At 55.7% G+C, this 12851-nt stretch carries 10 protein-coding genes; 8 read left to right on the top strand and 2 right to left on the bottom strand.

What is annotated here, in order from left to right; genetic code table 11:
• Positions 1-485: 485 nt before the first annotated feature.
• A complete protein-coding gene (locus tag BV494_RS06485) occupies positions 486-1694 on the bottom strand; it encodes an FAD-dependent oxidoreductase (RefSeq protein ID WP_104922117.1) in 1209 nt (402 codons plus the stop codon).
• A 299-nt stretch (positions 1695-1993) separates the two neighbouring features.
• On the opposite strand from BV494_RS06485, the gene BV494_RS06480 reads away from it, so the two are divergent.
• The 6 genes from BV494_RS06480 to BV494_RS06455 all read left to right on the top strand — a co-directional run bounded on the left by BV494_RS06480 (position 1994) and on the right by BV494_RS06455 (position 8156).
• Positions 1994-2707, top strand: a complete 714-nt coding sequence (locus BV494_RS06480) for a FadR/GntR family transcriptional regulator (RefSeq protein ID WP_101078857.1) — start codon at positions 1994-1996, stop codon at positions 2705-2707.
• The gene (locus BV494_RS06475) at positions 2694-3872 is read left to right on the top strand and encodes an aminotransferase class I/II-fold pyridoxal phosphate-dependent enzyme (RefSeq protein ID WP_104922116.1); all 1179 of its coding nucleotides are present in this window, start codon (positions 2694-2696) and stop codon (positions 3870-3872) included. The genes BV494_RS06480 and BV494_RS06475 overlap by 14 nt, the downstream gene beginning before the upstream one ends.
• A gap of 66 nt (positions 3873-3938) precedes the next feature.
• The gene (locus tag BV494_RS06470; protein WP_104922115.1) at positions 3939-5222 is read left to right on the top strand and encodes an ABC transporter substrate-binding protein; all 1284 of its coding nucleotides are present in this window, start codon (positions 3939-3941) and stop codon (positions 5220-5222) included.
• Between the two features lie 58 nt (positions 5223-5280).
• On the top strand, positions 5281-6204 hold the full coding sequence (locus tag BV494_RS06465; RefSeq protein ID WP_104922114.1) for a carbohydrate ABC transporter permease: 924 nt from the start codon (positions 5281-5283) through the stop codon (positions 6202-6204).
• 10 nt (positions 6205-6214) lie between these two features.
• Positions 6215-7057, top strand: coding sequence for a carbohydrate ABC transporter permease (locus BV494_RS06460; protein ID WP_104922113.1), 843 nt, complete (start codon positions 6215-6217; stop codon positions 7055-7057).
• Between the two features lie 4 nt (positions 7058-7061).
• Positions 7062-8156: an ABC transporter ATP-binding protein gene (locus tag BV494_RS06455; RefSeq protein WP_104922112.1), complete on the top strand. Its 1095-nt coding sequence runs from the start codon at positions 7062-7064 to the stop codon at positions 8154-8156.
• A 764-nt stretch (positions 8157-8920) separates the two neighbouring features.
• Here the strand turns inward: BV494_RS06455 and BV494_RS06450 are convergent.
• Complete coding sequence (locus tag BV494_RS06450; protein WP_104922111.1) at positions 8921-10213, bottom strand: MFS transporter; 1293 nt, start codon at positions 10211-10213, stop codon at positions 8921-8923.
• A 142-nt stretch (positions 10214-10355) separates the two neighbouring features.
• On the opposite strand from BV494_RS06450, the gene BV494_RS06445 reads away from it, so the two are divergent.
• Both BV494_RS06445 and mlc read left to right on the top strand, forming a co-directional pair.
• On the top strand, positions 10356-11255 hold the full coding sequence (locus BV494_RS06445; protein WP_104922110.1) for a LysR family transcriptional regulator: 900 nt from the start codon (positions 10356-10358) through the stop codon (positions 11253-11255).
• 168 nt (positions 11256-11423) lie between these two features.
• Positions 11424-12647, top strand: coding sequence for a sugar metabolism global transcriptional regulator Mlc (gene mlc, locus BV494_RS06440; RefSeq protein ID WP_104922109.1), 1224 nt, complete (start codon positions 11424-11426; stop codon positions 12645-12647).
• Positions 12648-12851: the final 204 nt, after the last annotated feature.

Genomic DNA, 12851 nt, shown 5'->3' with positions numbered 1-12851 from the left:
GGCACTGTTTCAGCAACGCCGGTTAGTGCCGCAAACGCCGCCGCTACGCGGTTCTTTCGCTTCGGGTTCGAACCTGCTCGAAAAAAGACTCTCGCTGTTTCTCACCACTCTCTCAACGTCGTTTTGAAAGCGGCCACTGACTTTCTAATTCACAACCTCACTGCTGATGGTTATTGAAAAGATGCCGTTGAATTCAGATAAGCCTCCAGCCGCTTTCAGAAAGCTTGCTGAGTGAGAGTTTCGAGACCCAAGGCTCGAACACCGAAACGAAGGAACCGCGCAGCGGCAAGTTTTCGCGGCAATAGCTGTGGCTGCTGAAACATAGCCTACGAGCGGCAGCGCGCAGTGAAAAAGACGCAGAGAGTCCAGAGAGGGCCCGTCCTGGGCCTCTCTGGTCGGTTTCGGCGCCAGCCGCTGAGCGATCACCGCAATTGAAAAACCGAAATCGACTCAGTCTGTCTTTAACCAGCCTGTGCGTCTCACGCTCACAGTTTCGGGATCTCCCGATAAAACCCGACTCCGATCAGGCGTCCAAACAAGAAGGGAATAAACTTCCTCCCCCGTAGCCAGCTTTCCAGCCGCGAAGGGGCACGCTTCCGGGGCTTTTGGCCCACCTTACTGATCATGATCTGTAAGGATTGTGTCGCCCAGGTCGCAAACGCCCGTCGCCGCTGGATGCGTTTCAGGTGCCGGAGCGTCAGACGTCCGGATTTCAGCGGTTGCGTAACAATATTTGCAGTCGCGACGGCATCCTGAATCGCCAGATTCACGCCGACGCCGCCAATCGGCGACATCGCGTGGGCGGCGTCCCCGATGCACAGCAGCCCCGGTTTGGCCCATTGTTTCAGGCGGTCGATGCGGATCACCAGCAGACGCACGTCGTCCCAGCGTTGAATGTCTTCGCCCAGACGCTCTCGCTCAAACGGTGAGACTTCAGTCAGCAAATCCAGAAAAGGCGGGATGCCGCGTGCTTTGAGCGCGTCGAGGCTGTCTTTCGGAATCGAATAACCGCACTGCCAGTAATCGCCGCGGTCGATCATGATGAAGTTTTTCTTCGGGCCGCGATGGCCCATCGACCACTGCGGGTCGTCCGGGCATTTGTTGATTTTCAGCCACAATACGTCACGGGGTGTGCCGTAACGGCGGATTTCCATGCCGGCCTGCTCGCGCACAATCGAATTTCTGCCGTCACAACCGACCACCAGATCAGCGTCGAAATGCTGCGTTTCGCCGTTAACCTCCGCCAGAACGCCGGACACCTGACATTTATCCTCCCGCAGCGAAAGCACCTGCGCATTGTGGATCAGCCGGAAATTCGGCAGCAGCGCGGCTTTGCTGGCGATGAAATTCAGGAAATCCCATTGCGGCATAAAGGCGATGAATTTGCACTGCGTCGGCAGATGGGTGAAATCCGCCAGCGTGGTTTCTTTGCCGTTGATTTCGCCGTACAGCTTCTCGGCGCGCTGATGCGGCAGGGCGAGAAACTCATCGAGAAAACCCAGTTGCCAGATGATGTCCAGCGTCGAGGGGTGAATGGTGTCGCCGCGAAAATCACGCAGAAAATCCCGGTGTTTTTCCAGCACCGTCACGTCAATTCCCTGACGGGCCAGCAGGTAGCCCAGCATTAATCCGGCAGGGCCGCCGCCAACAATACACACGGAGGCAACGGACGCGCGGTCAGTGTTCGTGGTCATACAAACCTGCCTGATGAAATGAATTTACATGATAACAATTATCATTTGCGCTACCGAGCGTCAATCCATTGCGTGCTACATGTCTGAACAAATCCTGCACAGCGGCGTAACAAAACCGGTGATTTTTGCACCACGGCGATCGCGGTTTTGTTGCCCGGATTGGTGCGTAAATACACTATTTTTCAGGAAATCATTGGGTTAGCGCGTTATCTAAAAACTGGCAAACAAATTGCAAAGTGGTCCTCAGGTTGAGTTGTTGGGCCAATTCTGGCCGATGCGCGGAGAACAATATGCACGGTATGCACGGTGAACTGAATTTGTTGCACCCGATTGCGCCTCAGCAAAGTGACACGCTGGTGCTTGATGCGCTGACCCGCTATGTGGCGCAGTCCGGCACCCGCGTGGGCGAAAAATTGCCGCCCGAGCGCGTGCTGGCGGAAGGGCTGGCGGTGAGCCGCAATACCGTCCGCGAGGCGCTGAAACGCTGGGAAGCGCTGGGCATTATCGTGCGCAAAAAAGGCAGCGGCACTTTCCTGCAATCTGAAGTCACCGCCAACGACAGCTTTCTGTCCCTGCGCTTTAAAAACGACTCCGCCACCATGCTTCACGCGCTGGAAGTCCGCCGGATTATTGAATGCGAAGCCTCGGCGCTGGCGGCGGTCAGGGCGACAGAAAGCGATTTGCTGTTCATCGAACAAAAGCTCGATGTGATGGAAAAAGTGCATCTGAGCGTCGGTTCCGCCGGAGCCGAAGACTGGCAGTTTCACGCTGCGATTTACACCGCCGCGCACAACCCGCTGCTGCTGCAAATGGTCGGCGGGATCTACGACTTACTCCACGCCTTTTTTGAATCGCCGCCGGAACAGGCGCTGTTCAGCGACTCTTTTCCGCTGCACCGGACCTTATTTGAAGCCATCGCGCGGCGCGAGCCGGAAACCGCACGCAGGCTGAGCAACGACATTCTGAACATAACTGAACGTGACATGAAGGAAGTGATCAATGCAGCAAGATGATAAAAGCCAGCACGATGAGTTGCACGAATACACCCGTTTAGTCCACGACGGTCGCCATGACCGCGGCGCGATTTCGCCGCCGATTTACCAGTCGTCGTTATTCAGTTTCACCGATTATGACAGCATGATCGCCCGTTTTCGCGGCGACAGCGATCACGCGCTGTATTCCCGCGTCGATAACCCGACGGTGGTGGAATTGCAGAAAAAGGTCGCGGAACTGGAGGGCGGCGAAGCCTGTCTGGCCTTCGGCAGCGGCATGGCGGCGATCAGTAATTCCATTCTGAGCGTGGCCGGGCCGGGCGACAAAGTGGTGTGCGTGAATCACGTTTACCCCGATACCTACCGCTTCCTGCGCGGGTTCTGCACCCGTTTTCAGATAGAGGCTCAGTTCGTGGATGGCTGTTCACTTCCCGCACTCGAAGAGGCGATTCAGGGCGCGAAACTGCTGTATCTGGAAAGCCCGAACAGCTGGGTGATGGGCGAGCAGAATCTGAAAGCGATTGCCACACTGGCTAAAAAATACGGCGTGATCACGATGATCGACAACAGCTGGGCATCGCCAATTTTCCAGAAACCGCTGGCAGCCGGTATTGATCTGGTGATCCATTCCGCATCCAAATACATCAGCGGGCACAGCGACGTGGTGGCCGGGCTGGTCATCTCCAGTCAGGAACGCATCAGCGCCATTACCCGTCACATCAGTCCGTTTTTAGGCGGAAAACTGTCGGCCAACGAAGCCTGGCTTTTGCTGCGCGGCCTGCGGACTTTGCCGCTGCGTATGCGTCAGCATCACGAAAGTGCGCTGGAACTGGCGCGCCGCTTACAGGGCTATTCGCGCATTACGCAGGTGAATCATCCCGGTTTAGACCCGCTGCCGACGTCCACGCTGACCGGCTACAGCGGCCTCTTTTCATTCGAACTCAGCGAGGGCATCGACATTCCGACATTCTGTAACGCGCTGAAATTGTTCCGGATGGGCGTGAGCTGGGGCGGATTTGAAAGCCTGGTGATGCCCGCCATTTCCGTTCTGAATCAGGCGGGCGAATTTAACTCGGCGATTGATTTTGGCGTATCGCCACGGGTGATCCGCATTTCTATCGGCCTCGAAGATACCGGCGATCTGTGGCGCGACCTGAAAAACGCCATCGAAAGCGCCTGTTCCTGAATCCGGTTTAAAACATCAACGACTGTTCCTGTGATCCGACCCTTAGCGCCGTGGAGAACCAAGATTATGCGATACCCGAAACGTCATGCTTTGCTCAGCGCGCTGGCCCTCAGCGTCAGCCTGTTTTCCTGTGCCGGCTTTGCCGCCACCAAACTGACGCTGGTGGAAGTGATCACCAGCCCGGCGCGTACCGAAATGTTGCAAAAAATGTTGACCGCGTACAAGGCGCAACATCCGGATGTCGAGATTGAAGTGGTGTCACTGCCGTGGGGGCAGGCGTTTGAAAAGCTCGGTACGATGATTCAGAGCGGGCAATATCCGGACGTCGTGGAAATGCCTGACACCTGGCAGGGGTTGTACGCCAGCAACGGGATGCTGGCCGATCTCGAACCGCGCCTGAAAAGCTGGAGCGGCACACCGGATCTGACCGATAAAACGCTGACGATGGCGCGTTCTTCCGGCGGCACGGCGACCATGATCCCTTACGGTTTCTATCTGCGGGCGATGTTCTGGAACAAAAAAATCTTCCAGCAGGCCGGGCTGACTGACGCGCCGAAAACCATGGACGAATTCATGGCCGATGCGAAGAAAATCAGCGGTCTGGGCAACGGCATCAGCGGATATTGCCTGCGCGGCGGCGTCGGGGGCACCAACGCCTGGATGATGTTTATGGCCGCGATGAACGGCTCGCCGGACTTCTTCGATAAAGACGGCAACAGCACGCTGACGCATCCGGGCGCAATGAAAGGGGCGCAGTTCCTGGTGGACATGTACCAGAAAGGTTACGCGCCGAAAGACAGCGTGAACTGGGGCTTTAACGAAATTGTCTCCGGCTTCTATTCCGGGAAATGCGCGATGCTCGATCAGGATCCGGACGCGCTGATCGCCATCAAAAACAGCATGAACCCGGACGATTTCTCTGTCGCGCCGATGCCGCTCGGGCCGAACGGCAAAGCCTATCCGACCATCGGTTACACCGGCTGGTCGATGTTCAAACAGGGCAAAAATCAGGATCAAAGCTGGGATCTGATTTCCTTCCTCAGTAACAAAGAAAACAACCTGACGTGGTCGAAATTCGTCGGCACGCTGCCGATTTACAAAGGCGCGGAGCAGGACGCGTATTACCACGCGCCGCAGTTCGCCGGCTGGTTTGCCGAGCTTAACAGTCCGGATTACATCCCGCTGACCATGCCGACGCACCTCAAAGGCTGGGGCTATTTCAACTCGGTAATTGTGAAAGACAGCTCGCAGGAAACGCTGCTCGGCCAGAACGATACCGAAAGCATGGTGAAAGACTGGGCGAAATACCTGACCAAAGAGCAAAAGGCGTGGCTGGCTACGCAGAAGTAAGCATCCGGCTCCGGCACGCGGTGCCGGAGTTAACATCTTACACAACTGGAGACGCGTCATGATGTTGGAAGTTTCACCGCCAGACACCGCTGCCGCGCCGCGCTTTCCCCGTTTGCGGGCGCTGCTTGAACCCTGGGTTTATCTCAGCCCGACGATGGTGCTGATTGGCCTGTTTATTTTTGTACCGATGGCGATCGGCATTTCTTATGCTTTCCAGAATATTCAGCTGCTTAACCCGTTTGATACCGGCTGGGTCGGGCTGGATAACTTCCGCACAATGTTTGATGACCGGCATTTTTACGCCGCGCTGCGCCACACCTTCAACTGGACTGCCACGTCGCTAATTTTACAGTTCGCGCTGGGGCTCGGTCTGGCGTTGCTGCTCAACCGTGAATTTCCCGGCCGCCGCTGGGTTCAGGCGCTGGTATTCCTGCCGTGGGCGGTGCCTGCGTTTCTTTCCGGCCTGACCTGGGCGTGGTTGTTCAATCCGGTGATCGGCGTGCTGCCTTACTGGCTGACGGATTTGCACATTATTTCTGAGCCTTACAACATTTTGTCGGACCCGACGCTGGCGCTCTACGGCCCGGTGCTGGCGAATGTCTGGTTCGGCATCCCGTTTTTTGCCATCACGCTGCTGGCGGCATTGCAGTCGATTCCGAAGGATTTGTATGAGGCGGCGGCGATGGATGGCGCATCCGGCTGGCAGCAGTTCTGCAAAGTCACGCTGCCGTTTCTGGCACCGATGATCGCGATTACCGTCATGCTGCGCACCATCTGGATTGCCAATTTTGCCGACCTGATTGTGGTCATGACCGACGGCGGCCCGGCGAATTCGACGTCGATTCTGTCGAGTTTCATTTTCACCACGGCCTACCGGAAACTCGACTTTGGCTATGCCTCGGCGATGGCGGTATTCCTGCTGGTTCTGATGACGCTGTATGCGCTGGTTTTACTGCGTATCCGCCACCAGCTGTTGAAATAAGGAGAACCCGATGAACGCACTGTCATTAAATTTGTGGCTCCGCAAAGGTGGACACCGGCTGGGTATCCTCTTTTACCTGCTGTTCGCGCTGTTTCCGATTTACTGGTTGATCAAGATTTCGTTCACGCCGGACACACTGCTCTACAGCGAAGGCGTGCGTATGTGGCCGAGCGAACTGACGCTGGTGCATTTCCAGCGCGTGTTTACGCAAAGCCAGTTTCCGCTGTATTTCTTTAACAGCCTGATTGTGTCATTCGGCACGGCATTTCTGACGACCGTGATCGCCGCCGGTGCAGGTTTTGCGTTTTCGCGCTTCAGCTTTCGCGGCAAAACCGTGATGGCGGCGCTGCTGCTGTTCACGCAGATGTTCCCGCTGGTGATGATCCTCGCGCCGATTTACAAAGTGATGGCACCGCTCGGCCTGACCAACAGCCTGCTGGGGCTGATCCTGATTTACACCGCGTTCAACGTGCCGTTCGCCACGTTTCTCATGCAGTCTTTTTTCGACAGCATTCCGAAAGATCTGGAGGAGTCGGCGATGCTCGAAGGGTGCAGCCGTTTTATGGCGCTGCGCAAAGTCATTATACCGCTGACGTTGCCGGGCATGGCCGCCACGCTGGGGTTTGTGTTTACCGCCGCGTGGAGCGAACTGCTGTTCTCGCTGATGCTCATCAATAAAAACGACGTGATGACCTTTCCGGTCGGGCTGCTCAGTTTTGTGTCGAAATTCGCGGTTTCCTGGGGCGACATGATGGCGGCGGCAGTTCTGGCGCTTATTCCTGCCTGTCTTTTCTTTGCATTCATTCAGCGTTACCTGGTTCAGGGGCTGACGGCTGGCGCGGTTAAAGGATAATTTTATGGCTCAGATTACGATTTCCGATCTCCAAAAACGTTACGAAAATGTCGAAGTGTTGCGTCATATCAACCTGACGATTCAGGACGGCGAATTTGTGGTGTTAGTCGGGCCTTCGGGCTGTGGAAAATCCACGTTGCTGCGCACCATCGCCGGGCTGGAACTGGCGACGGCGGGGGACATCCACATCGGCACGCGCCTGATGAATCAGGTCGCGCCGAAAGACCGCGATATCTCGATGGTATTTCAGAGCTACGCGCTGTACCCGCACATGACCGTCGCGCGGAATATGGGTTTCAGCCTGGAAGTGCAGAAACGTCCGAAAGCCGAAATCGAAGCCGCCGTGAAAAAAGCGGCGGATATTCTCGGGCTGACGGCGCTGTTGCACCGTCGTCCGAAAGAGCTTTCCGGCGGCCAGCGTCAGCGCGTCGCAATGGGCAGGGCGATCGTGCGTGAACCGCAGGTTTTCCTGTTCGATGAACCGCTGTCCAACCTCGACGCCCAGCTGCGCGGGCAGATGCGCATTGAAATCAAAAGCCTGCACCAGCGTATGCGCAACACCATTGTTTACGTCACCCACGATCAGGTCGAAGCCATGACGCTTGCCGACCGCATCGTGGTGCTCAACCACGGCGTCATCCAGCAGGTTGGCACACCGCTGGAACTCTACGACACACCTGCCAATAAATTCGTCGCCAGCTTCATCGGTTCGCCCTCAATGAATTTCATCAGCGGCACGCTGGAACTGGGTGATTCCGCGCCACAGCTGCGCATCAACGCCAGCCAGACGCTGCCGGTTGACCCGCAGATTACGAACCTGAAAAGTGGCGCAGAAGTCACCTACGGCGTGCGCCCCGAAGCCATTGTCTTGTGCGAACAGGGCGCGCCGGGCGCGGTTCCTCTCGACGTCACGCTCATCGAACCCACCGGCCTGAGTGAGCTTATCCACGGAAACTTCGGCGGCGAACTGCTGAGTGTTTACAGCATGGTGAGATCCGGTGCCGCACCGGGGGACAGAGTTTGGGTGCAGATTGATACGGGGCGGGTGCAGTTGTTTGAGGCGGACAGCCAGAGGCGGCTTTCTAAACTCGGTGAGTGATTCGGGCTGGCAGCCCTGAACCCGCTGCGGATTAGCTAAATTTGGTTTTTCACTTGCAGTGAGGGCTGAGACCTAAAGGCAAACCGAGAAAATTTCGGTTTTTCAATTGCGGTGATCGCTCAGCTCAGGTCAAGACCTTGGGTTGCCACCCAGGTCAAAACCTTGGGCTCGCCGCCCAAACTGGCCCAAAGGGCGCGTTAACGCGCGCGCCCTCTGGACACCCGCGCTTTTTAACTGCGCGCTATCGCTGGCTGGCTACGTTTCAGGCGCTACCGCTATTGCCGCGAAAACTTGCCGCTGCGCGGTTCCTTCGTTTCGGTCTTCGAGCCCACGGTCTCGAAACTCTCACTCAGCAAGCTTTCTGAAAGCGGCCACTGGCTTATCTGAATTCAACGGCATCTTTTCAATAACCATCAGCAGTGAGGTTGTGAATTAGAAAGTCACTGGCCGCTTTCAAAACGACGTTGAGAGAGTGGTAAGAAACAGCGAGAGTCTTTTTTCGAGCAGGTTCGAACCCGAAGCGAAAGAACCGCGCAGCGGCGGCGTTTGCGGCACTAGCCGGAACTGCTGAAACACTGCCAGCAAGCGGTAGCGCGCAGTGAAGGAGCCGGAGATTTTTAAGAGGCGCGGCGATAGGCGCCTCTTAAAGCCGGTTTGGGTGGCAACCCAAGGTTTTGACCTTAAAGCCGGTTTGGGTGGCAACCCAAGGTTTTGATTTTGACCTGAAGCCAGTTTGGGTGGCAACCCAAGTTCTTAAAATGGCATTAAGCGGCTTTTGCCTCAGAAAGCCGCATCAACCGGATCCCCACCCCGACCCCGACAATTAACATCAAACTGATAAACCCCGTAATTCCGATCCACCCGTAGGCGTGCCAGAAGAATCCCCCCAAAGTCCCGGCAACGCTTGATCCCGCGTAGTAGCTGAACAGATAAAGTGACGAGGCCTGTCCTTTGGCGCGACGGGCGCGGCGGCCGATCCAGCCGCTGGCGACGGAGTGGGCGGCGAAGAATCCGCCGGTGACCAGGATCATCCCGATGAAAATCATCCAGACGGGCGAGAAGGCGGTGATCAAAATCCCCACCAGCATGATGGCCGTTGAACCAATCAGCACCGGGCCGCGGCCATAAACACCGGTCATTACACCGGCTTTCGGCGAGCTGTAGGTGCCCATCAGATACACAATCGACAAGATACCGACGATGGCCTGACTCAGGTTGTACGGCGTGGCGAGCAGGCGGTAACCGATGTAGTTGAACAGGGTCACAAAGCTGCCCATCAGCAGGAAACCTTCTGCAAATAGCAGCGGCAGCCCCTGGTCGCGCCAGTGCAGTTTGAAGTTAATCAGTAATTTGCGCGGTTTGAGCGAACTGGCGCGGAAATGCTTCGATGGCGGGAGAATGCGCCAGAACATGATCGCTGCGGCGAGCGCGAAGAAACCGACGACCGCCATGGCGATACGCCACGAGAAGAAATCCGTCAGAACGCCGCTGACCAGACGTCCGCTCATCCCGCCAATGGAATTCCCGCTGATGTATAACCCCATCGAAAACGCCACGACGCTGGGGTGAATCTCTTCACTCAGATACGTCATTGCCACCGCCGCCACGCCGCTCAGCGACAAACCAATCAGTGCGCGCATGATGAGAATGGCGTCCCAGCTTTGCATAAAGGAACAGACCAGCGTGCACCCCGCGGCCAGTAACAGCGCCACCACCATGACCGATTTACGCCCCACAGCGTCAGAGACCGGGCCGGTAAAGAGCAGGCCAATCGCCATCAGGCCCGTCGATAACGACAGCGATAAACTGCTGGTCGCCGGCGATACGCCGAAATCATGCGACAACACCGGAAGTATTGGCTGAACGCAATAGAGCAGGGCAAACGTCGCCAGACCCGCTGAAAATAAAGCCAGCGTGACGCGGATAAACTGCGGTGTCCCGCGTTTGATAAAAGGGGTTTTCAGGCCGGAACGGGCGACGGGGGTTTCAGGATTTAATTCGTCGTCATTAACAGAGTCGTTGGCTGGTGCAGCGGGGATCCGCTGGGAGGTTTTCACTGTAATTCCTTAACGCGATGAGCTGTAAAACTAAATTTTAAAATGTATGAAAATTTTAACAGTGGCCGTTATATTGTCTAATATATTAATTTCACGAAATCGATACATTAAACATATCAATGAGGAATAATTCTCCAAAACCATGAGCCACATTGAACTGCGTCATTTACGCTATTTCATCGCCGTTGCGGAAGAGCTGCATTTTGGTCGCGCCGCCGTGCGGTTACATATCTCTCAGCCACCGCTTAGCCAGCAAATTCAGGCGCTGGAAGCCCACGTCGGTGCGGCGCTGTTTTACCGCAATAACCGCAGCGTGCGGCTGACACAGGCCGGACAGGCATTCTTGCAGGAAGCCCGGCAGATCTTGCTGCGTGTTGATGAAGCGGCGGCACAGGCGGCGCGTATTCATCGCGGTGAAGCCGGGAACCTGACGCTCGGGCTGACGTCTTCCGCGCCCTTTATGCGCCGGGTTTCGCGCACGCTGCATCATTTCCGGCTGACCTATCCGGGCGTCAATATCCGCATCGAGCAACTCAACAGCAAACAGCAAATCGAACCGCTGCTGGAAGGAAAGCTGGATCTGGGGATTATGCGCAACGGCGATCTGCCGGATGAGCTGGAACATCATCTGATTCTGTCGGAACCGCTGATTGCCGTGGTTCACAAGGATAATCCGCTGAACGCGCTGCCCGACGGAGAACTGACGTTTCAGCATCTGGCCGATCAGCCTTTTGTTTTCTTCTCGAAAGACGTCGGCACGTCGCTGTATGACGATATTCTCGGACAACTTAAAGCGCAGGGCATTACGCCTTATATCACGCAGGAAGTGGGCGAGCCGCTGACCATTATCGGGCTGGTGGCGGCGGGTTTAGGTGTGTCGATCCTACCGGCGTCGTATCTGAGAATTCAGGTCGACGGTGTGCGTTATTTGCGTTTCGGAAAGACGGAAGGGACCACGCAACTCTGGCTGGTGAATCATGCGCGTCGTCCGATGACGGCAGCCACGCGGGCGTTTATGGATTTACTGTTGCAGGAACACTGACCGTGCAACGGAACGAACTTGCTGTATTTCCAGCCAATTCTGAGAGGCTTTTCCCGCAATTTGTGCACCAAATCACATAACGAATCAAATAGTTGACGACATATGACAAAAACCCCAACATAGCCCTAATCTTTATTTTGAAGCGCGAAAATAACAGGAGTTCCTTGAGTGATCCCCGACGGGCAGCCCGGCCATATTGATCAGATTAAACAAACCAATGTCGGTGCTGTGTACCGCCTGATAGATCAGTTTGGTCCCATTTCGCGCATAGAACTTTCCAAAAAAGCCCAACTGGCTCCGGCCAGTATTACGAAGATTGTCCGCGAACTTATTCAGGCTCATCTGGTGCTGGAAACCGAGTTTCAGGATCCGGGCAGCCGCGGGCGTCCCGCCATTGGTTTAGCCCTCGATACGCAGGCCTGGCACTACCTTTCCGCACGCATCAGCCTGGGGTCAATCACCTTAGGCCTGCGGGATCTGAGCAGCAAACTGGTGGTGGAAGAAGTGCTCCCGCTGCCGGAACAGGCGCATGAGCCGCTGCTAAAACGTATCATTTCTGAAATCGATCAGTTCTTTATCCGCCATCAGCGCAAACTTGAGCGCCTGACCGCCATCGCAATTACCCTGCCGGGCATGATTGATGCGCGCCGGGGCATTGTTCACCGTATGCCGTTTTATCATGACGTTTTCGATATGCCGCTGGGCGATACGCTTTCAGAGCACACGGGGCTTCCGGTGTACGTTCAGCACGATATCGGCGCGTGGACGCTGGCGGAATCGTTATACGGTGCGTCGCGCGGCTGCAAAAATGTGGTGCAGATTGTGATTGACCACAACGTGGGCGCAGGGGTGATTACCAGCGGACGCGTATTGCACGCGGGCAGCAGCAGCGTGGCCGAAATCGGGCATACGCAGGTTGACCCTTACGGTAAGCGTTGTTATTGCGGCAATCATGGTTGTCTGGAAACCGTTGCCAGTACCGACAGCATTTTGGATCTGGTGCGTCAGCGCCTGACGGTGCCGGTGCCAGCCAGTTTACTGCACGGTGTTTCGCTGACGATTGAAGCAGTGTGTGACGCCGCAAACCGGGGCGATCAGCTGGCGCGTGATGTGATTATCAGCGTGGGACAGAGTGTGGGGCGCATTCTGGCGATCATGGTCAATCTGTTTAATCCGGAAAAAGTGCTGATCGGCTCACCGCTTAATTTATCTCAGGATATTCTTCATCCCGCGATAATGTCCTGTATTCAGCAGCAATCGCTTCCCGCATATAGCGAAAATATCAAACTGGAATCCACGCAATTTTATAATCAGGGAACGATGCCCGGCGCGGCATTAGTTAAAGACGCGCTTTATAGCGGTTCCTTACTGATTAAGTTATTACAGGGATAATATACTTAGCGGGCTATATTTTTCGGTGTGGCGGCTTTTATTGATCTGTATCAGCAAGAAGAATCGCCCGCTGAACGTCGTGACGTCACAATTTGTCAGTGGATTTCATTAATTTCAGTTGTTCCATCGGGTTATGTCATTAATAAATTCGTCTAACCTTATGCGTATTCCTTTCAGTCCACCCAACAAAACATTGCGCTAACG

This window comes from Rahnella sikkimica (genome assembly GCF_002951615.1).
GTDB classification, from domain to species: Bacteria; Pseudomonadota; Gammaproteobacteria; order Enterobacterales; family Enterobacteriaceae; genus Rahnella; species Rahnella sikkimica.
The sequence above is the reverse complement of the archived record's forward strand: the minus strand, read 5'-3'. Positions and strand labels throughout refer to the sequence as shown.

Coding starts and splice junctions, on each gene's coding strand:
- BV494_RS06470 (WP_104922115.1), top strand. CDS start 3,939: ATGCGATACCCGAAACGTCATGCTTTGCTCAGCGCGCTGGCCCTCAGC.
- BV494_RS06460 (WP_104922113.1), top strand. CDS start 6,215: ATGAACGCACTGTCATTAAATTTGTGGCTCCGCAAAGGTGGACACCGG.
- BV494_RS06475 (WP_104922116.1), top strand. CDS start 2,694: ATGCAGCAAGATGATAAAAGCCAGCACGATGAGTTGCACGAATACACC.
- BV494_RS06480 (WP_101078857.1), top strand. CDS start 1,994: ATGCACGGTGAACTGAATTTGTTGCACCCGATTGCGCCTCAGCAAAGT.
- BV494_RS06455 (WP_104922112.1), top strand. CDS start 7,062: ATGGCTCAGATTACGATTTCCGATCTCCAAAAACGTTACGAAAATGTC.
- BV494_RS06465 (WP_104922114.1), top strand. CDS start 5,281: ATGATGTTGGAAGTTTCACCGCCAGACACCGCTGCCGCGCCGCGCTTT.
- BV494_RS06485 (WP_104922117.1), bottom strand. CDS start 1,694: ATGACCACGAACACTGACCGCGCGTCCGTTGCCTCCGTGTGTATTGTT.
- BV494_RS06445 (WP_104922110.1), top strand. CDS start 10,356: ATGAGCCACATTGAACTGCGTCATTTACGCTATTTCATCGCCGTTGCG.